The organism is Pararhizobium sp. LjRoot235 (genome assembly GCF_964254145.1).
Lineage (GTDB): Bacteria > Pseudomonadota > Alphaproteobacteria > Rhizobiales > Rhizobiaceae > Pararhizobium.
In genome coordinates this window covers 1,855,149-1,875,856 of record NZ_CAXUSP020000001.1, presented here as the reverse complement: position 1 = coordinate 1,875,856, position 20,708 = coordinate 1,855,149, and the positions used below count along the sequence as shown (strand labels likewise).

Genomic DNA, 20,708 nt, shown 5'->3' with positions numbered 1-20,708 from the left:
TATGATAATTACGACAAACCACCGCGGGCAACCTGGAAGTCATCAAAAAGCTGAGCAAGAAAACACGGGCTTTCGCTGCGCCGTTTGTTTCCGCTAGAGTACCGGCACCTTTCAGGAATCAGCCTGCACTTTGCGCGGCGTGATCCCGGCCACCGGCTCCCTCTTCGGACATCCTCGCAGGAAAAATCCATGTTCCAATCTTTCGAAGTCACCTCCACCCCGCAATTCGGCAAGGAACGCGTCAATGTGCTGCGCGCCGCCTTCGCCGGCCTGAACATCGACGGCTTCCTCGTGCCGCGCGCCGACGAATTCCAGGGCGAATATGTGCCGAAATCAGCCGAACGGCTGGCGTGGCTGACCGGCTTCACCGGGTCCGCCGGCATCGCGCTCATTACACAGGAGCAGGCGCTTGTTTTTGTCGATGGCCGCTACGTCACCCAACTCAAAGAACAGGTGGACGGCACCGTTTTCGAAGGCGGCGATCTGGTCGGCGAACCGCCGCATCTCTGGCTTGAACACCATGGCAAAAAAGGCTTCCGCCTGGGCATCGACCCATGGCTGCACACCGGCGCCGAGGTGCGCAAGCTCCAGAAGGCACTCGAGGGACTAGGCGGAACACTCATCTTCCTCGATCACAATCCGCTTGACCGGCAGTGGGTTGACAGGCCCGCAGCGCCGCTCGGCCGGGTCAAGATCCAGCCGCTGGATCACGCCGGGGTGCTTGCCAAGGACAAGCTTGAGACGATGGCGCAGGAAGTAGCCAAGGCAGATGCCAGCGCCGTGGTGCTGACCGACCCCTCGTCGATCGCCTGGACCTTCAACATCCGTGGTAGCGACGTGCCGCACACGCCACATCCGCTGGCCCGCGCCATTGTTCACGCCGATGGCAAGGCAGAATTGTTCCTCGACAAGCGCAAGACAGGAATCGAGGAGGAAGCCTATCTCACCCAGCTTTCGAGCCTCGAGGCTCCCGCCTCGTTCGACGATCGTGTCGCAGCGCTCGCTGCGACCGGCGCAAAGATCATGATCGATCCGGAGCATGCACCGTTTGCGCTCGCCGAGCGCATCCGCATCAGCGGCGGCACGGTGATCGAGGCAATCGACCCCGCCCGCCTGCGCCGCGCCCGGAAAAACGCAGCGGAACTCGAAGGCTCCGCCCGCGCCCATCTGCAGGACGGCGCAGCCATGGCCGAGTTCCTGGCGTGGCTTGACGGTATGCGACCCGGAACCGTCACCGAAATTGCCGCGGTCGAAAAACTCGAAGCCTGCCGCTCAGCCGTCGGCGAGCGAATGCAGAACCCGCTCAAGGACATTTCCTTCGACACCATCTCCGGTGCCGGCGAACACGCCGCGATCATGCACTACCGGGTGACGACGGAGAGCGATCTGGCGATTGCCGACGGCACGATGTTCCTGATCGATTCCGGCGGCCAATACATCAACGGCACCACCGACATCACCCGCACGGTGGCAATCGGCACAGTGCCGGAAGAACAGCGGCGTTTCTTCACGCTGGTGCTGAAGGGCATGATTGCCATCAGCGTTGCCCGGTTCCCAAAGGGCTCGCGCGGCGTCGATCTCGATCCGCTGGCCCGCATCGCGCTCTGGAAGGCGGGCGCCGACTATGCCCACGGCACCGGCCACGGCGTCGGCTCCTATCTCTCGGTGCATGAGGGCCCGCAGCGTATTTCCCGCGCTTCGACGCAGGAACTGCTGCCCGGCATGATCCTGTCGAACGAGCCCGGCTATTACCGCCCCGGCGCCTTCGGCATCCGCATCGAAAACCTTGTCCATGTTCTGGAGCCAAGCCCGATCGAGGGCGGCGACCTGCCGATGCTCGGCTTCGAGACCCTCACCTTCTGCCCGATCGACCGTCGTCTTGTCGTTACCAGCCTGCTGACGGACGACGAACTCACCTGGCTGAACGCCTATCACGCCGAGACGCGCGAAAAGCTGTCGCCGCTAATCTCGGACGAAAAAGTGCTGGGGTGGTTGAAAGAGGCGACGGCGCCGCTGAAGCGTTAAAAATCCCTAAAGCTGGATCACGCGACACGAAAGTTTTGTGATTGCCCCTCACCCTAACCCTCTCCCCGCAAGTGGGAGAGGGGATAACGAAGGTCGCCGCTTGTCCCTTCTCCCCGTCAGAACGGGGAGAAGGGACAAGCGGCGACCTTCTTCCTAAACAAGGAGAGGGCCGGATGAGGGGCGAGCCTGAAGTGATTTGCTTCCTACACGGTCAAATAGCGGATCGCCATGACGACGAGCCAGCCGACGGCCAGCATCCAGAGCGACGAAACGCGCAAACCGACGGCGAGGGCAACGAGCATGGCGGCCGCCACATCGAAGCCGCCACGGACGAAGGCGGGAGCAACCAGGGTCGAGAGCACGGCGGCGGGCACCGAATTCAGCGCCGCCTCCATGCGCGGCGGGATGCGCTTCATCTGCGTAATCATAACATAGCCGCCGATGCGGGTGAGAAAGGTCGCGAAGGCGGCCGCGAGGATGATGTAGATCAGTTGCATGTGGTCTGAGCTATCCATGATCAGACCTCGTGTTCCAATGTGACCGGCTCTTCATGCCGTTTCGGCAGCGGCAGGCAGGAGGCAAGCAGGATGCCGGCGATCGCGCCGATGCTGACATGCCACGGCGAGCCAACGAAATGCATGGCCGCAATGGATGCGAGCGAACTGGCGGCGACGACCGGCAACCAGTTGTCCCGTTTGCGGAAACCGAGAACCAGCCCCATGAAATAGATCGGCAAGAGCACGTCGAGACCGACCGCACGCGGCTCGCCGATCATCTGCCCGAAGATCGCCCCGAGCAGCGTCATGATCTGCCAAGGTATGTAGATGATCATCGCAAAGCCGAGATACCAGTTGAAGGTTATCGGCTCGCCGCGTTCGGCCCGCTTCTCGGTTTCGGCGTATTGCGGATCGACCAGCAGGAAGAAGGTGACAACCTTCTGCACGCCGGAAAAATGCCGGATATGCCGGGCGATCGATGCCGAATAGAGGATATGGCGGAAATTGACCGCGAAGATCGAAAGCACGATCAGCCATGGCTGGACCTTGTGGCCGAACAGCTCGATGCCGACCATCTGGCTAGCGCCAGCATAGAGCGTGGCGCTCATCAACACCGCATCGAAAACCGAGAAGCCATTGTCGACCGCAAGCGCGCCGAACAACGCGCCGAACGGGGACGCCGACACCATGACGGGAAAACCGCCGCGAACACCCTGCCAGAAACGGTCTTTGGTCATGAAGGAAACTTTCCGGAACGACGGCGACCAAAGGCCAAACGACGCCTCCCGAGATGTGTGAGAGATGGAACGCACAGATAGGCCGTGACCGGCCAGGGAACAATTCAATAAGATTGATGTAGTGATCCAATTTTCTGATCAGAGCGGACCGGGACAGCGCCCGATCCGCCACGCGTGTCAGCGCTTGACCTGAAACGTATGCTCGATACCGGGGAAGGTCCGCGCCTTTACCTCATTGGCATAGGCCTCGAAAGCCGCCGAAATCTGCGGTGCCAGCTCGGCGAAATGCTTGACGAAGCGAGGCTTGAAGTCGCTGAAGATGCCGAGCATATCGTCCGACACGAGGATCTGGCCATCGCAGGCCGGCGACGCACCGATGCCGATGGTCGGCGCTCTGAGTTCCGCCGAAATCTCGCGCGCCAGGGGTTCGATCGTGCCCTCGACGACGATGGCAAAAGCCCCCGCATCGTCGATCGCCTTGGCATCGCGCCTGATCTTCGCTGCTTCCTTGTCGTTGCGGCCAACTGACCGGTAGCCGCCCATCGTGTTGACGAATTGGGGCATCAGGCCGATATGGCCGAGCACGGGAATGCCGCGCTGGGTGAGGAAATCGACCGTCTCGGCCATCTCCGCGCCACCCTCGAGCTTCACCGCGCTGCAGCCGGTCTCCTTCAGAACGCGGGCTGCGGTGGCGAAGGCCTGTTCCTTGGACTCCTGGTAGGAACCAAAAGGCAGGTCGACGACGACGCAAGCCTTTTCCGAGCCGCGCATGACGGCCTGGCCATGGGCGATCATCATGTCGAGGGTAACGCCGACGGTCGAATCCAAACCGTAAAGCACCATGCCGAGCGAATCGCCGACCAGCATGAAATCGACGTGCGGATCGAGCAGCCGGGCGATCGGCGTGGTGTAGGCCGTCAGGCTGACGATCGGCCGTTCGCCCTTGAGCGCCTCGATATTGCCGGGGCTCAGGCGACGCTTCATTGCCTGTACACTCATGCTTACGCCACCTTTGCAAATTTTGCGGTTTTCGGCGTGAAAACCCGGTTATCGAGCAGCTTCGTGCTCCCGAAACGGACAAAAAGCAACAGAAGAACCGGTTTTTCGCCGATTTCCGTCACGGTGTGCAGTGTTTCCGGATCACGAATGGCAACCACTTCCGGCTTTGCCAGAGGCTCCGAAGCGATGAAATCGGTCACCGCTTTTTCGAGGGCTGCGACATCCGTCAGCCCGCCGGCGATGAGCCGTTCGGCCTCGTCGAGTGCCTTCGGCACGATCGCCGCTGCGGTCCGTTCTGCGGGTGTCAGGTAGACATTGCGCGACGAGCAGGCGAGCCCGTCGGCTTCGCGCACGGTGGTAACGCCGACGATCTCGACCGGTTGCGCCAGATCCTCGACCATGCGGCGAATGATCTGCAACTGCTGGAAATCCTTCTCGCCGAAATAGGCGCGGTCCGGCTGGACGATGTTGAAGAGCTTGGTGACGACGGTGGCGACGCCGGCGAAATGGCCGGGCCGGACGGAGCCCTCGAGCTCGCCGCCGAGCGCCGGCACATCGACCACCGTTTCCATCGGCCGCGGATACATGTCGGAGACGCCGGGCGCAAAGAGGAAATCGGCGCCGCCTTTGATGAGCAAGTCCTCATCGCGCGTGAGATCGCGCGGGTATTTCGCCAGATCTTCATTGGCGCCGAACTGCAGCGGATTGACGAACAGGCTGACGACGACGATGTCGTTTTCCGCCCTCGCGCGACGGACCAGTTCCATATGGCCAACATGCAGATAACCCATGGTCGGCACCAGGCCGATGGTCTTGCCGGCACGGCGGTGATCCGCAAGGCGCGCGCGCAACTCTGCAATCGTGGTAATCGTTTCCATCCCGGGATCCTCCAATCCGTCAAGGCTGCCGCCTTAGGCATGGCGGCTGGCTCTTGCCGGATATTCACGAGAGCTCCCGTGAAAATCCGGCGCGATTTCCCTAACGTGTGCAGTGCAAAAAGACAATTCAAGAATTGCCTACCCGGAAATAGGGTCCCGGCGTGCCGTGACAATCATTTGCGGCGCGTTTCCACCATCTGCTCGATGGCGCCAAAGATGGAATGTCCGCTCCGATCGTTCATCTCGATGCGAACGGTATCACCGATGGAAAGGGGGCAGGATGTCTTGCACAGACCCGTCCCAACGATGCTGCCAGCCATCAGCGGGCGGATTGCTGCGGTTTTGGCGACGATCTCCGCCGCCTCCTTCCTGCCGATCTCGCCGCCGTCGAGAGCCCTGCCGTTGCGGCGGACGAGCAGTGCCAGGTCGCCGGTATTCCAGCCTTCGCCCAGTTCGTCAGGCGTGACGGCGACCGGAGAAAACGTCGACACTGCCGTCGCATTGCCAACCGAAATATCGCTGGCGAGGAGGACAAGAAGAACAGCGCCCTTCGCATCGGCGCTGGCGGGCTGCGCCTCGACATCGTCGGTGATGACGGCGACCTGCGCGGTGACAGTGATGCCAGATGCATCATCCGCAAGCGGAATGGTATTGCGCGGCCCGGAAAAGCCGCCGGAGCCACCGGCCCAGAAGAAGGCGCGCGGCAACGGCGAAGCCGCATCATTTTCGTGGAAGCGCATGGTCGGCTGCGAGCCGCTCTCCATGCCGACCGCGACCTGTTGCAGCCGGGGCGCGACGTGCGCCCAGTCGTCCAGCGCCGCCTGCAGCGTGCGGGCGATATGGCCGACTTCCGAGCAGCGCGTCAGATCCTTCGATACCACGACGAGTTTTCCGTCCCGGGTCGAATCCTTCAAGGTAGCAAGCTTCATGGATTGGTGTTCCTCGGTTCCGTTCAAAAGCGGCGGCTCTGCGGTCGCCTGCACCCATAGGACACTATTTGACGGCGGGTGTCGCGTCGAATTTGCGCCATCGTCTGAGAAGGAAATCCCTCGCGGTTACCGCTCGGAAAATGTACTGGCCTCGTGCAGCCGTCGACATGCAAAGCCGACCGCAGGGCGGCGAAACGATTCGTTTAGCCCAGCAGGCCTGCTGCAAAATAGAACAGCGCGGAAATTAACGCCGCCGACGGCAGCGTGATGATCCAGGCAATCACGATATTGCCGGCAAGCCCCCAGCGCACTGCAGAGACGCGTCTTGCAGCGCCAACGCCGATGATGGCGCCGGTGATCGTGTGCGTCGTCGAGACCGGGATGCCGAGCCAGGTGGCGCCGAACAACGTGATAGCGCCGCCTGTTTCCGCGCAAAACCCTTGCATCGGATTGAGCCGGGTGATCTTCGACCCCATCGTATGGACGATCCGCCAGCCACCGAAGAGCGTGCCGAGCGCCATGGCTGACTGGCAGCAGATCACCACCCAGAACGGCACGTGGAAGGTCGGGCCGAGATGGCCCTGGCTGAACAGCAGGACCGCGATGATACCCATGGTTTTCTGCGCGTCATTGCCGCCATGGCCGAGCGAATAGAGCGAGGCTGAAATGAACTGCAAGCCGCGAAAGCTGCGATCGACGGCAAACGGGGTCTGGCGCAAGCAAATCCACGAGACGATCAGAACGAGCATGAGCGCCAGGAAGAACCCGATCATCGGCGACAGGAAGATCGCGCTAACCGTCTTCAACAGGCCGCTGAGCACGATCGCATCGCCACCGGTCCTCGCAAGGCCCGCACCGACCAATCCGCCGACCAGCGCATGGGATGAACTCGACGGGATGCCGAAGATCCAGGTGACGATGTTCCAGATGATCGCCCCCATCAAGGCGGCGAAAATCAACTGCGGATTGACGATCGCCGGGTCGATAATTCCCTTGCCGAGGGTTTCGGCGACATGCAGGCCGAAGAACAGGAAGGCAATAAAATTGAAGAACGCCGCCCACATCACAGCATATTGCGGCCTTAGCACGCGTGTCGAAACAATCGTCGCGATCGAATTCGCCGCATCGTGCAGACCATTGAGGAAGTCGAAGAACAGCGCTATGCCGATCAGACCCGCGAGTAGCGGAAAGGCGAGCGTGGCCTCCATCAAACGTTCTCGATCAGGATGCCGCTGATTTCATTGGCGACGTCTTCAAAGCGGTCCACAACCTTCTCGAGCTCGCCGTAGATTTCACTACCGATAATGTAGGCCATCGGATTCGACGTGCCGTAACGGCGGAAAAGGTCCTTCAGGCCTTCTTCATGCAGTTCGTCGGAACGGCCCTCGACGCGTGTGATTTCTTCGGCGATGGCGCTAAGGCGCGGCGCATTCGTGCCGATCCGATCGAGCAGCGGGATTGCCTCGGCGATCAACCGGGCGGCGTCGACGACGAGGGCGCCCATCTCGCGCATGCCGGGATCAAAACTCTTCTGCTCAAACAGGCGGATCGTCTTCACTGTCTTGTGCATCATGTCGATGGCGTCATCCATCGACTGGATCAGATCCTTGATGTCGCCGCGGTCGAACGGTGTGATGAAGCTGCGACGGACGGCCAGCATCACCTCGCGTGTGATGCCATCGGCCTCGTCCTCCAAGGCGATGATGCGATTGCAATGCGCATCATGATCGCCCTCGCCTGCAAGCAGCGCCTTCAGCGCGTCGGCGGCGCCGGCCACAGCGCGCGAATGCGCATCGAAAAGTTCGAAGAACTTGTCTTCGCGCGGCAGGAGTTTGCGAAACCAACCCAGCATTGTTTAATCACCCGTCTTCGCCACTGTCACGAAACTGTCATAGCTGACAGGCCTCATAGCGAAGCCAGCGGCGCAAGGGAAGCTTTCGAAGCTGTTGAAGCGTGATTACCCACCGATCAGCGTAAACCAGCCGTCTTCATCGGTGGTTTCGACACCGAGTTCACGGGCTTTTTCGAGCTTGGAACCGGCGCCGGGACCGGCAACGAGCAGGTCGGTTTTCTTCGACACGGAACCGGCAACCTTGGCTCCCAGCCGTTCCGCCATGGCTTTTGCCTCGTCGCGCGTCATTTTTTCAAGCGAGCCGGTGAAGACGACGGTCTTGCCGGCAACTGGGCTCGAACTCGAAACAGGTGCTTCGGCGTCCAGCGGGGTCACTTGCTCGAGCAGCCGCGAAACGACGTCAATGTTGCGCGGCTCCTTGTAGAACTCGACGATCGCCCGGGCGACTACTTCGCCGATGCCGTCGATGGTGTTCAAATCGCTCCAGGCCTCCGAGGTAGGGTCCGCCGCGGCCTTCATCGCCTCCGCGAACACGGTGTAGCTGCCGTAGGAGCGCGCCAAGAGCTTTGCTGTCGTCTCGCCGACGTGGCGGATGCCGAGCGCGTAGATCAGCCGATGCAAGGCCACCTGCCGCCGGTCGTTGATCGCGTCAAAAAGCTTGCGGACACTGACCTTGCCGAAACCGTCGATGTTTTCGAGCTTGGCGAGCGGTGAATAGCTCTGCCGCTTCTCGAGCGTGAAGATGTCCGGTGCCGTCTTGATCGACAGCGAAGGATCGTCCGCCTCGAAGAAGAAATCGATCTGCTTGGAGCCCAACCCCTCGATATCGAAGGCATTGCGGGAGACGAAATGCTTCAGATGCTCGACAGCCTGCGCGCGGCAGACGAAGCCGCCGGTGCAGCGGGTCACCGAATCGAGCTTGCCGGTCTTCTCGTTCCTTTCCCGCACTGCATGGCTGCCGCAGACCGGGCAGGTCTTTGGGAACTGATAGCGTTCTGCCGTTACCGGACGCTTTTCCATGACGACATCGAGAACCTGCGGGATGACATCGCCGGCACGCTGGACGATCACCGTGTCGCCGATACGGATATCGTGCCCCTCCTCCCGGATGCGCTCGCCGCTATTGCCGATGCCCTCGATATAGTCCGCATTGTGCAGTGTCGCATTGGTGACGACAACGCCGCCGACCGTGACCGGCGTCAGCCGCGCAACCGGCGTCAGCGCCCCGGTGCGGCCGACCTGAATGTCGATGTTCTCGACGATCGTGAAGGCCTGCTCGGCCGGGAACTTGTGGGCCGTCGCCCAGCGCGGCGAGCGCGAGCGGAAGCCGAGGCGCTGCTGCAGGTCCAGCCGGTCGACCTTGTAGACGACACCGTCAATATCGTAGTCGAGATCGGGACGTTTGAGGCCAATGTCGTTGTAATGCTCGAGGATCGCCTCGATCGACGACAAGCGCTGCATCAGCGGATTGACCGGAAAGCCCCAGCGCTTGAACACCTCGACCATGCCCAATTGCGTATCGGCCCCCATGTCCGACATCTCGCCCCATGCATAGGCGAAGAACTTCAACTTGCGGCTCGCCGTGATCGCCGGATCAAGCTGGCGCAGAGAGCCTGCCGCCGTATTGCGCGGGTTCACGTAAGTCTGCTTGCCTTCCGCCGCCATCTGCTCGTTGAGCGCCAGGAAATCGCTCTTGGCCATATAGACCTCGCCGCGCACTTCGACGACAGCGGGAGCATCCGACGGCAGCGTCTGCGGGATTTCCTTGATCGTGCGGATGTTGGCCGTGACATTCTCGCCGGTCGTTCCGTCGCCGCGCGTCGCGGCGCTGACCAGCTTGCCGTTCTCGTAGCGCAAGGACATCGACAGGCCGTCGATCTTCGGCTCGGCGGTGAAGGCAATCGAATTATCCGGCAGCAGGCCGAGGAAGCGGTAGACGCTGGAGATGAAATCCCGCACGTCCTCGTCGGAAAACACGTTATCGAGCGACAGCATCGGCCGCGCATGGGTGATCTGCTGGAAGATGGCCGAAGGTGCGGCGCCGACTTTCCGCGACGGGCTGTCGGCGCGGATCAATTCCGGAAAGCGGGCCTCGATCTCCTCGTTGCGCCGCTTCAGCGCGTCATACTCCGCATCCGAAATCTCCGGCGCGTCCTTGCCGTGATAGAGCGCATCGTGATGCGCAAGCGCCTTGGCCAGCCGCTCCAGCTCGGCCGCGGCATCTTCGAGCGTCAGATCTTCAACGGCAACAGATTCGGTCGACATGCTGGGACTCCATATTTTGGGAGTCGTTTTAGTGAAATTTCGAAGAATGGGAAGATGCTGAAACCCACCTCACCTTGAGGGGGAGGTCGCGTGGAACGCGCGGGCGGGGTGATTGTAACGTGGGCACAAAGGATCACCCCACCCCGGCACTACGTGCCGACCCTCCCCCTCAAGGGGAGGGTAAAAAACTACACGTTCCCGGCCAACAGCCTCGCTGCCGCCGCCCTCGCTTCCTCGGTCACGGAGGCACCGGCAAGCATGCGGGCGATTTCCTCGGTGCGGGCCCTGTCGTCCATGCGGGCGACGCGGGTGGCGATGGTTTCGGATTTTTCCGCCGATGGCCCCTTGGAGATGAGCAGATGCGTCGCGGCGCGGGCAGCCACCTGCGGGGCGTGCGTGACGGAAAGCACCTGCACGTTCCTCGATAGGCGCTTCAGCCGCTGACCGATGGCATCCGCCACAGCACCGCCGACGCCGGTATCGATTTCGTCGAAGACCAGGGTCGGCGCCGAACCGCGATCGGCAAGCGCCACCTTCAGCGCCAACAGGAAACGCGAAAGCTCGCCGCCCGAGGCGACTTTCATGATCGGGCCCGGACGCGTCCCCGGGTTGGTCTGGACGTGGAACTCGACCACGTCGATGCCGTCTGCTGTCGCAAAACCCGGATCGGATGTGACCTCCACCATGAAACGAGCCCGCTCCAGCTTCAAGGCCGGAAGCTCGGCCATGACTGCCTCGGAAAGAGCCGTTGCGGTGTTGTGACGCTTGGCGGAGAGTGCGGCGGCGGCGGCATCAAAGGCGCGCTTCGTCATACCAAGTTGCGCGTCGAGCTGCTTCAGCTTCTCCTCGCCGGCATCGAGATCGGCAAGATCGGAAGTCATCCTGATGGCGAGAGCGGGAAGCGCCGTAACCGGCACGGAATATTTGCGCGCAGCCGCCCGAAGCGCAAACAGGCGTTCCTCGACGCGCTCCAGTTCCTTCGGGTCGTATTCGGTTTTCCGAAGCGCTGCCTCGACCGCCATCTGCGCATCGGAGAGATGGTTGAGTGCGGTATCGAGATACTCGACCGTCTCCTCAAGCAGCCCTGGCGCCTCATGGCTCTTGCGCTCGAGCCGGCGCACCAGCGAGGCAATCAGCGGAACCGGCGACGCGTTGCCATTGAGGAACTCGCTCGCCTCGTTGATATCGACGGCGATGCGCTCGGCCTTCATCATCCGCGAGCGGCGCTCGGCGAGATCGTCCTCCTCGCCGTCCTGCGGCGAGAGTGCCTCCAGCTCATCCACCGACGACCGCAAATAATCGGCTTCGCGGGCGGCGGCCTCGACCTTGTCGCGGTGCTTCTTCAGCGTGCGCTCGGCATCCTTCCAGACGCGATAGAGAGCCGCCACATTCTCCGCCTCGTCGGCAAGACCGCCAAAAGCATCGAGCAACGTGCGGTGGGCATGGGTATCGACGAGGGCGCGGTCATCGTGCTGGCCGTGGATTTCGACGAGCAGCTGCCCCGCCTGGCGCATCAGTTGCACGGAAACGGGTTGATCGTTGACATAGGCCTTGGTGCGGCCATCGGCTGATTGCACCCGGCGAAAAATCAGGTCGCCATCGTCGTCGATGCCGTTTTCGCGGATCATGAGGCGGGCCGGATGACTGATGCCGACATCGAAGACCGCCGTCACCTGCCCCTTGTCGCTACCGTGACGGACCAGCGAACCATCGCCGCGCCCGCCGAGCGCGAGCGAGAGACTGTCGAGCAGGATGGATTTTCCGGCACCGGTTTCCCCTGTCAGCACGGACAAGCCGGCATCGAAGGACAGATCAAGCCGTTCGATCAGGACGATATCGCGGATCGAAATCTGTGAAAGCATCCCGTTTCAAATCTCTTCGCCTAGGTCTTTGTTCTTATGCATGTCGTTGCCCAAAAACGCTGCAGGTTCCCGGGCAACACGCATCAAGCGCCCAGAAGCTTCTTGCCTGCGCGCGAAATCCACGAATTGCCGCTTTCGCGCGGCTCAAGACCACCGGTCTGCAGCAGCTTGTAAGAATCCGCATACCACTGGCTATCCGGATAGTTGTGCCCGAGAACCGCAGCCGCCGTCTGCGCCTCTGCGGTGATACCCATGGCGAAATAGCTTTCCACCAGCCGCGACAAGGCTTCTTCCACCTGGTTGGTGTTCGGATATTGTTCGACCACGGTGCGGAAACGCGTCACGGCAGCAAGATATTCCTTGCGCTCGAGATAGTAGCGGCCGACCTGCATTTCCTTGCCGGCCAGCTGATCCTTGGCAAAACGAATCTTGGCCTCGGCATCCTCGACATAGTCCGAATCCGGATATTTGGTGACGACGGCCTGCATCGCCTCGATCGTCCTCATCGCCGGCTTCTGGTCCTGCGTCACCGCCGGAATCTGCTTCGAATAAGCAAGGCCGACGATGTACTGCGCATAGGCCGCATCTTCGGATTCGGGATAAAGATTGAGATAGCGGCTCGCACCGTTGATGGCGTCCTGATACTGGCCATTGCGGTAGTTGACGAAAGATTTCATCACCAGTGCCTTGCGGGCATATTCCGAGAAGGGATGCTGCTGGTCGATCGCCTCGAACTTGCGCGCCGCTTCCGTCGTCTTGCCGGCATTGAGGTTGGCAAGCCCCTGATTGTAGAGGACTTCCGGCGGATCCGTTTCCACCGTCAGCTTGGTGATATCGATGTCGGGATCGTTCTGGCAGGCGCTCACCAGCACACTGGTCGCGGAAGCCGCAAGCGCGATGATGGCAACACGTGCCATCTTCTTCAATTCAAACTGGCCTGCAAATACCATTCGTAAATCCCAACTCGCACAGCGGTAAGAATACCGCCGCCTATGAACCGCGTTTTAGATCAAGATGCAACAAGACCGCAACGTCATGATGATCGATTAACGCAATTTTGTGGCAGCGAGATCATGAAAAAGCCGGTCAAAAGACCGGCTTTGGCAAAGAACAGAACTGGTTTTCCGGCTCCGAAAGACCCTATTCCGGCTTACGGAGCATTGACGGCCACCACTTCGCGCGGGCCAACCCGCTGACGCCGCGTTGGGGTCTCGACGATTTCATAAGCCGTCGGATCGCTCATCAGCGCTTTCAGAGCGTTCGCGTTCATCTTGTGGCCGCCGCGATAGGAACGGTAGCAGCCGATGAACGGCGTGCCGGCCAGAGCCAGATCGCCCACGGCGTCCAGCGTCTTGTGGCGAACGAATTCGTCCGTGTAACGCAGACCCTCGATGTTGATCACCGTGTTGTCGTCGGCAATGACGACCGAATTCTCGAGCGACGAGCCGAGGCCGCGGCCTGCGGCCCACATGCGCTCGACATCGCGCATGAAACCGAAGGTGCGGGCGCGTGACAGTTCGGTCTTGAAAACCGACGGCGTGATGTCGCCCTTCCAGGCCTGCCGACCGATCAGCGGGCAATCGAAATCGATCTCCACTTCGAAGCGCATACCGTCATAGGGCGTGAATTCCGACCAGGACGGGCCAGATTCGATGCGAACCGGCTTGAGGATACGGATATAGCGGCGCTTGACGGCAAGGGCCTTGATGCCCGTCTGCTCGATCGCTTCGATGAACGGTGCCGAGCTGCCGTCCATGATCGGCATTTCGGCGCCCTGCACCTCGATGAGAAGATTGTCGAGGCCGAGTGCGTAGATCGCCGCCATCACATGCTCGATCGTCGCGATCGAGGTGGAAGAGGAAAAACCGAGGACGGTGCAGAGATCGGTGTTGCCAACCTGCGAGGACACGGCCCTGAATTCACTGATCGTCCGTTCGCCGTCAACCCGCTGAAAAACGATACCACTATCGGGTTCCGCCGGATGGAACGTTATTGCTACCTCGGCGCCTGAATGAACGCCCGTGCCGCCAAGAGTTACAGAGTTTGCAATCGTTGTCTGAAACCCAAGCAGTCCAATTCCCAATCCCATGCTTCTCGCCTTCAAATACTTCTGGCGTTGCCGCCGAATTTTTTCCCTAGACCGGCGCTGCGCATTTTCAAAATGCCGCAAGACACACAGTCGGTTAGCGACGCCGAGCGCCACCAACCGGTTCAACCTGCAAGCCAGCGATGTCTCGAATCGCGGTTCAGCCCCGTCAGTCCCGAGTGTGAAGATAAGGGCGCCGGACTGTCATTCCAAATCAATGTTTCTTTCGCTTTGTTACGCAAGGTAACCACTGAAACCAATTGATAATCCATAAAAAATGCCCGGGCGCAAACCCGGGCATTTCGGCAAGGTGGAAGGCGGGTAAAATATCAGTTCGATTGACGGCGCAGGAACGCCGGGATTTCGAGCTGATCGTCTTCATGCACGCGCGGCTGCGAGACAGCGCGGGCACGGTCATCCAAGGGGGCAGCCCGGCGCGGCGCATAGAGGCTTGCCTCCGCAGACAGCGGACGGCGCTGCTGCGAAGCGGCGCTCGGTGCACCGGCGGTCATGTCCGCGGTGACATTGTGATCTTCCTCGTCGCGGCGTCCGAGCGAACTGGTGATTCGCTTCAGCAGGCCCATCGGGCCGCGTTCTTCCTGGGGCACCGGCTGGGCGCGATGTTCGGCTTCGGCCTTCACCATCGGCGGAAAGTCTTCCACCTTCGGCATGCGTACCGGCTCGGCCTGCTGGCGGATCACCGGAGCGATCGGCTCCTGACGAACCTGGGCGACCGGTGCCTGAACGGCAGGCTGCGGCTGGTAAGCCACCGTTTCGACTGTCCGCTGAACCGGGGCGGCAGCCTGGACGACCGGCTGTTCGATCGGAGCAGAGCCAGCAAAGAGCTTGCTCTGCGGGCGGAACTCTTCCTGCGCCTGCTGAACCGGTGCAGTTGCTCCGCCGCGCGGCATCGACAGGAACAGTTCACGTTCCAGTTCGGCTTCGCGGATAGCGCGGGCGATGTCGTCGGAGGTCTGCTGAACCGGTTGGGCGACAGTCTGCTGGACGACCGGCGCCGGCTGAGCGGCAACCGGGGCCGGCTGCGGCTGAACGGCGACCGGCGCCTGCTGGACGGGAGCCGCAGGAATGGCAGCGGACGGACGGACGATCGGCCTTGCTACCGGACGAAAGTCAGCAGAACGACCGGCCACCTCGGCGGCCGTGCGATCGATACCCGTTGCAACGACCGAAACGCGGATGAGGCCTTCGAGTTCTTCGTCGAACGTTGCACCAAGGATGATGTTGGCGTCCGGATCCACTTCCTCGCGGATGCGGGTCGCAGCTTCATCGACTTCGAACAGCGTCAGGTCACGGCCGCCGGTGATCGAGATCAGCAGGCCTTGAGCGCCCTTCATCGAGGTTTCATCGAGCAGCGGGTTGGCGATCGCAGCTTCCGCTGCTGCCATCGCGCGGCCTTCGCCGGAAGCTTCGCCGGTACCCATCATGGCGCGGCCCATCTCGCGCATCACCGAACGGACGTCGGCGAAGTCGAGGTTGATGAGGCCTTCCTTGACCATCAGGTCGGTGATGCAGGCGACGCCCGAATAAAGAACCTGGTCGGCCATCGCGAAGGCGTCGGCAAACGTGGTCTTGTCGTTGGCGATCCGGAACAGGTTCTGGTTCGGGATGACGATCAGCGTGTCCACCGACTTCTGCAGCTCGGCGATGCCCTGATCGGCGAGACGCATGCGGCGCTGACCTTCGAAATGGAACGGCTTGGTGACGACGCCGACCGTCAGGATGCCCTTGTTGCGGGCCGCTTGAGCGACAACCGGAGCAGCACCGGTGCCAGTACCGCCGCCCATGCCGGCCGTGACGAAGCACATGTGCGTGCCGTTCAGGTGATCGATGATCTCATCGATGCATTCTTCAGCGGCAGCCCGGCCGACCTCCGGCTGCGAGCCGGCGCCGAGACCTTCGGTAACCGCGACACCCATCTGAATGATGCGTTCGGCCTTGGTCATGGTCAGCGCCTGGGCATCGGTGTTGGCGACGACGAAATCGACGCCTTCGAGGCCTGCGGTGATCATGTTGTTGACAGCGTTGCCGCCGCCGCCGCCGACACCGAAGACGGTGATGCGAGGCTTCAGCTCGGTGATATCCGGCTTTTGCAAGTTGATCGTCATTGTACCCGTTCCTTCCTGGTTTCTGGCCGCCTTGCCGAGCCGGCCAAATCACTAATTCCGTATTGCATCCGTTCAGCCGAAGCCGAAGGGGTCAGAAGCTTTCCTTCAGCCATTGGCCCATGCGGGCGATACGGCTGTTGTTTCCTGCGAGCGACGCGAGCAGACCGCCCTGCGCCATATGTGTTTCCATGTCGGCGACCTGCGGATAGATCATCAGGCCGACGGCCGTCGAAAAGGCCGGACCCTTGGCCGCCGCCGGCAGGCCCGACACGCCGAGCGGACGGCCTATGCGAACGTTGCGGGCAAGGATGCGCCGCGCCGCTTCCGGCAAACCGGTCAGCTGGCTGGCGCCGCCCGTCAACACGACGCGCTTGCCGACGATCGGCGAGAAGCCCGAACGCTGGATCCGGTCGCGGATGAGTTCTAGTGTCTCTTCGATGCGAGCACGCACGATGCGCGAGACAAGCGCCCGCGGCACATGCGTTGGCTGGTCGCGGTCGTCCTCGCCAATCGGCGGAACCGAGACGATGTCGCGTTCGTCGGCGCTGTTGGGCAGAGCCGAACCATGAACCACCTTCAGGCGCTCGGCATCCTCGATGCGGGTCGAAAGGCCACGCGCCAGATCGGTCGTGACGTGATGGCCGCCAAGCGAAACGGCGTCGGCATGCACCAGCTTGCCTTCGGCGAAGACGGAGATCGTCGTCGTGCCGCCGCCCATGTCGATGGCGGCGCAGCCGAGTTCGACCTCATCGTCCACCAGCGCTGCGAGACCGCTTGCGTACGGTGTTGCAACAATGCCTTCGACCGAGAGATGCGCGCGGTTGATGCAGAGTTCGAGGTTCTTGAGCGCAGCGCGTTCGGCCGTCAGCACGTGCATGTCGACGCCGAGCTGGTCGCCGAACATTGCCAGGGGATCGCGGACGCCGCGCTCTCCGTCGAGCGAGAAGCCAGTCGGCAGCGAATGCAGGATGACGCGGTCCTGGCGCAGCGACTGCTGGCCGGCGGCGGCGAGAACCTTTTTGAGATCGGCGGCATCGACTTCCTGACCACCGAGATCGATGGAAGCGGTGTAGATATCGCTCTGCAGGCGGCCGGCGGAGATGTTGACGATCAGACTGTCGATCGTCAGGCCCGCCATGCGCTCGGCGGCATCGACCGCGAGACGAACGACGCTTTCGGCGGCATCGAGATCGGCGATCACGCCGTTCTTCATGCCGCGCGACTTGTGATGGCCAATGCCGATGATCTCGATCGAATGGGTGCGGCCCGGCAGGATCTGGCTCTCGGCGCGCGGCGTCAGCCGGCCGATCATGCACACCACCTTGGTAGAGCCGATATCCAGCACCGAAACGACATGAGACCGCTTGGAATTAAGCGGCTTCAGGCGGGGAAGGCCAAAATTCGAAGAACCGAAAAGACTCATATACGGTTCTCCTGTTGTTCCTGCTTCTTCAACATCTTCGTGCGCGCTTCCAGAACCACCTGCCGGCGGGCGGCAGCTTCGGGCGTCAGCTGTATCGTGGTGCGATCCTCCAGCCGCAGATCGACCGCGGCGATATCGCGCTCCAGCAGTTGCTGCCCCTCTTCCATCGTCGAGAGAACCTGCATGGCGCGATCGATATCGTGCTCGGGCAGCTTGATGGTGATGCCGTTGTTGAGCATCAAATCCCAGCGGCGACCGGCAACGCGAACATAGGCTTTGACGCGCTTTGCGATTTCCGGCCACTGCGAGAAACGCTCATAGAATTCGGCGGCAGCCGTCTCGGCGTCGCGGCCCACGAACAGCGGCAGGTCTGCGAACTTGTTGTCACGCAGCGGCGCAATCACGCTACCGCTCGCCTCGATCAGCGAAAGATCGGAGCCATGTTGCCAGATGCCGAAGGCCTTGCGCTCCTTGAGGCTGACTTCGATCGTACCGGGATAGACCTTGCGGACGGCAACGTCCTCGACCCACGGCATTTCGCTGATCAGCTTGCGGGCGATATTGATGTCGAGCGCCACCAGCGACGTCGCGCCGTCGAGGCCAAGCTGCTGCAGGATATCGATTTCCGAGGTCTGGTCGTTGCCGGAGACCTTGACATCCTCGATCGCGAAACCGACGGCAGAGGTGGTCGTCTGCGCAAAATCCTGACTGTGGCCGCCGAGCGACATACCATAGAAGCCGGTCGCCGCCAGGAAAGCGAGCGCCGAGACGGTGCCGGTGTGCGGGGTGAAATGGATACGGCCGGTTCCGAGACTGACGAGGAAGCGCACGACGCGACGCAAAGGGCGCGGCAGAACGCGCTGACCGTCGAGATCAGCCATCTCCCGCGAAGTAGGGACCCTTGCTGCCTTCCTGCCTCTCAACGCAAACACGACGCGTCCTCCACCATCCACCTGAGGAATTCACCGAACGTATGGCCGGCATAAGCCGCCATTTCAGGCACCAGAGAGGTTGGAGTCATTCCGGGCTGAGTGTTGACCTCCAGCCAGATGAGCTCTCCGTCTTCAGAGAAACGGTCGTCAAAGCGGAAGTCGGAGCGGCTTACGCCGCGGCATCCAATCGCCTGATGCGCCTTGACTGCGAGTGTTTGTATTTTTTGGTAAATATTCGGTAAAATATCCGCCGGAATGACGTGTTTTGAGCCGCCTTTTACATACTTTGAATCGTAATCGTAGAAGGCATGCCCCTGGGGAATGATTTCGGTTACGCCAAGCGCCTTGTCACCCATGACGCCGCAGGTCAGTTCGCGCCCATAAACATAACGTTCGACCATGACGCGGTCGCCATAGCGCCACTCGCTTGAGGTGATCACCTGCGGCGGATGCGACTGATCTTCCTTCACGATGACGACGCCGAAGCTCGAGCCCTCGCGGACCGGCTTGACCACATAGGGCGGCTTCATCGGATGCTGCGAACCGAATTCGTGGCGATCCATGATCTGCGCCTCGGCAACCGGAATGCCGGCGGCACTTGCGACATGTTTGGCCTGCGCCTTGTCCATGGCGAGCGCAGACGCCAGAACGCCGGAATGAGTGTAGGGAATTTCGAGATATTCGAGGATGCCCTGGACTGTGCCGTCTTCACCGAAAGGCCCATGCAGCGCATTGAAGGCGACGTCCGGACGCAGATCAGCAAGCACGGAGGCGACGTTGCGATCAACGTCGATGCGGGTCACGCGATAGCCCTCGGCCTCCAGGGCATCGGCGCACGCAGCCCCGGAGGACAGGCTCACCGGCCGCTCCGAAGAAAATCCGCCCATCAGGACAGCGACGTGCTTACCACTCATAAAAACCCCCGACATTACGCCAGTCTTACAAATTCCGCTTGCGCCTAGCTTATTCGCGCTGACGAGTCGCACCCTCAGGCACAGCCCCACTAGAACGGCATTATGGTTAATGAACCGTTTACTTTGGTTAACCCGGTCCAGAGGATGGATGAAATATTTGGCATCGAATCAACAGGCTGCTCGATTCATCGCTTGGAATCAGAGAGTTAAATTCGATGCAACCGATTTTCGAAGACGGCAGCCGATAAAAGGAAAGGCCCCGCGCGTTTGCGCGAAGCCTCTTTACAGCCGATTGACTGCGGGATTTGCGGAGCTGTCAGTCGCCTTCGCCGACAACCTTCCAGACGATGCCGCCAATTGCTGCTCCGATGATCGGAGCAAGCCAGAACAGCCACAACTGCTGCAGCGCCCAGCCGCCGACAAAGAGCGCTTGCCCGGTCGAACGCGCCGGGTTGACCGATGTGCTGGTGACCGGGATAGAGATGAGGTGGATCAACGTCAGGGCCAGACCGATAGCGATCGGGGCAAAGCCCGCCGGCACGCGGCCGCTCGTGGCACCAAGGATGATGAAAAGGAAGAAGGCCGTGAGCAGCACCTCAATGACCAGCGCCGAGGTCAGGGAATAACCGCCCGGCGAATGTTCGCCATAGCCATTGGCGGCAAAGCCACCGAGCTGGAAATCGGCCTTGCCGCTGGCGACCAGATAGAGCGCCGCTGCCGCAACGATCGCGCCCGCAACCTGTGCGATGATGTAACCGATGAGCGACGAGGCCGGAAATTTCCCCGCGACCGTCAGGCCCACCGACACCGCCGGGTTGAAATGCCCGCCGGAAATTCCGCCGACCGCATAGGCCATGGTCAGCACGGTCAATCCGAAGGCAAAAGAGACGCCGAGCAGACCGATGCCGACGTCCGGAAAGGCTGCAGCCAGAACCGCGCTGCCACACCGCCGAAAACGAGCCAGAATGTCCCCAAAAATTCCGCAGAAAGCCTCTTGAACATGATTTCCCCTTGAAATGGAGCAAAATGCTCCAGTGGGTTGATGCGCGCTACCGCGTTTTCCCTCCGGCCTCCGAATGAAACCACACGCGCATTCCAGCCGTTTGCCTCGCCCATTCGCAGAGCGCACAACCCAAGATTTGCAACAAATCGATTCTGGTCAATGATTGTGCATTGAGAGAAA

General features: G+C 61.3%; 16 protein-coding genes and 1 pseudogene. 1 reads left to right on the top strand and 16 read right to left on the bottom strand.

Annotated features, from left to right (window positions below; genetic code table 11):
- The first annotated feature begins 189 nt into the window (after window positions 1–189).
- Window positions 190–2,025, top strand: coding sequence for an aminopeptidase P family protein (locus ACSQ2Z_RS08910; protein ID WP_436080869.1), 1,836 nt, complete (start codon window positions 190–192; stop codon window positions 2,023–2,025).
- Window positions 2,026–2,228: 203 nt separating this feature from the next.
- Here ACSQ2Z_RS08910 and ACSQ2Z_RS08905 read toward each other — a convergent pair whose 3' ends face one another.
- The 16 genes and pseudogenes from ACSQ2Z_RS08905 to aqpZ form a co-directional block, all read right to left on the bottom strand.
- Window positions 2,229–2,540, bottom strand: a complete 312-nt coding sequence (locus ACSQ2Z_RS08905) for an AzlD family protein (RefSeq protein WP_436080868.1) — start codon at window positions 2,538–2,540, stop codon at window positions 2,229–2,231.
- Between the two features lie 2 nt (window positions 2,541–2,542).
- Window positions 2,543–3,259 (bottom strand): AzlC family ABC transporter permease, encoded by a 717-nt coding sequence (locus ACSQ2Z_RS08900; protein ID WP_436080867.1) that lies wholly within the window; start codon window positions 3,257–3,259, stop codon window positions 2,543–2,545.
- A 177-nt stretch (window positions 3,260–3,436) separates the two neighbouring features.
- The gene (gene panB, locus ACSQ2Z_RS08895) at window positions 3,437–4,258 is read right to left on the bottom strand and encodes a 3-methyl-2-oxobutanoate hydroxymethyltransferase (protein WP_436080866.1); all 822 of its coding nucleotides are present in this window, start codon (window positions 4,256–4,258) and stop codon (window positions 3,437–3,439) included.
- A 2-nt stretch (window positions 4,259–4,260) separates the two neighbouring features.
- Window positions 4,261–5,136 (bottom strand): pantoate--beta-alanine ligase, encoded by an 876-nt coding sequence (gene panC / locus ACSQ2Z_RS08890; RefSeq protein WP_436080865.1) that lies wholly within the window; start codon window positions 5,134–5,136, stop codon window positions 4,261–4,263.
- A 173-nt stretch (window positions 5,137–5,309) separates the two neighbouring features.
- On the bottom strand, window positions 5,310–6,065 hold the full coding sequence (locus ACSQ2Z_RS08885) for a fumarylacetoacetate hydrolase family protein (RefSeq protein WP_436080864.1): 756 nt from the start codon (window positions 6,063–6,065) through the stop codon (window positions 5,310–5,312).
- Window positions 6,066–6,268: 203 nt separating this feature from the next.
- Complete coding sequence (locus ACSQ2Z_RS08880; protein ID WP_436080863.1) at window positions 6,269–7,273, bottom strand: anion permease; 1,005 nt, start codon at window positions 7,271–7,273, stop codon at window positions 6,269–6,271.
- The gene (locus ACSQ2Z_RS08875) at window positions 7,273–7,917 is read right to left on the bottom strand and encodes a DUF47 family protein (protein ID WP_436080862.1); all 645 of its coding nucleotides are present in this window, start codon (window positions 7,915–7,917) and stop codon (window positions 7,273–7,275) included. Before ACSQ2Z_RS08875 ends, ACSQ2Z_RS08880 begins: the two co-directional genes overlap by 1 nt.
- Window positions 7,918–8,022: 105 nt before the next feature.
- On the bottom strand, window positions 8,023–10,182 hold the full coding sequence (gene ligA / locus ACSQ2Z_RS08870; RefSeq protein WP_436080861.1) for an NAD-dependent DNA ligase LigA: 2,160 nt from the start codon (window positions 10,180–10,182) through the stop codon (window positions 8,023–8,025).
- 188 nt (window positions 10,183–10,370) lie between these two features.
- On the bottom strand, window positions 10,371–12,044 hold the full coding sequence (recN, locus tag ACSQ2Z_RS08865) for a DNA repair protein RecN (RefSeq protein WP_436080860.1): 1,674 nt from the start codon (window positions 12,042–12,044) through the stop codon (window positions 10,371–10,373).
- A gap of 83 nt (window positions 12,045–12,127) precedes the next feature.
- Window positions 12,128–12,961 (bottom strand): outer membrane protein assembly factor BamD, encoded by an 834-nt coding sequence (locus tag ACSQ2Z_RS08860; RefSeq protein ID WP_436083031.1) that lies wholly within the window; start codon window positions 12,959–12,961, stop codon window positions 12,128–12,130.
- A gap of 233 nt (window positions 12,962–13,194) precedes the next feature.
- Window positions 13,195–14,127: a UDP-3-O-acyl-N-acetylglucosamine deacetylase gene (gene lpxC, locus ACSQ2Z_RS08855; protein ID WP_436083030.1), complete on the bottom strand. Its 933-nt coding sequence runs from the start codon at window positions 14,125–14,127 to the stop codon at window positions 13,195–13,197.
- Window positions 14,128–14,459: 332 nt separating this feature from the next.
- Entirely contained in the window at window positions 14,460–16,256 is a 1,797-nt protein-coding gene (gene ftsZ, locus ACSQ2Z_RS08850) for a cell division protein FtsZ (protein WP_436080859.1), read from the bottom strand.
- A gap of 91 nt (window positions 16,257–16,347) precedes the next feature.
- Window positions 16,348–17,679 carry a cell division protein FtsA gene (gene ftsA, locus ACSQ2Z_RS08845; protein WP_436080858.1) on the bottom strand — a complete coding sequence of 444 codons (1,332 nt, stop codon included), beginning with the start codon at window positions 17,677–17,679 and terminating at the stop codon, window positions 16,348–16,350.
- A complete protein-coding gene (locus ACSQ2Z_RS08840; protein WP_436080857.1) occupies window positions 17,676–18,611 on the bottom strand; it encodes a cell division protein FtsQ/DivIB in 936 nt (311 codons plus the stop codon). The genes ftsA and ACSQ2Z_RS08840 overlap by 4 nt, the downstream gene beginning before the upstream one ends.
- The gene (locus ACSQ2Z_RS08835) at window positions 18,599–19,525 is read right to left on the bottom strand and encodes a D-alanine--D-alanine ligase (protein ID WP_436083029.1); all 927 of its coding nucleotides are present in this window, start codon (window positions 19,523–19,525) and stop codon (window positions 18,599–18,601) included. The genes ACSQ2Z_RS08840 and ACSQ2Z_RS08835 overlap by 13 nt, the downstream gene beginning before the upstream one ends.
- A gap of 316 nt (window positions 19,526–19,841) precedes the next feature.
- Window positions 19,842–20,527 (bottom strand): annotated as a pseudogene (gene aqpZ, locus ACSQ2Z_RS08830) (aquaporin Z).
- Window positions 20,528–20,708 lie beyond the last annotated feature (181 nt).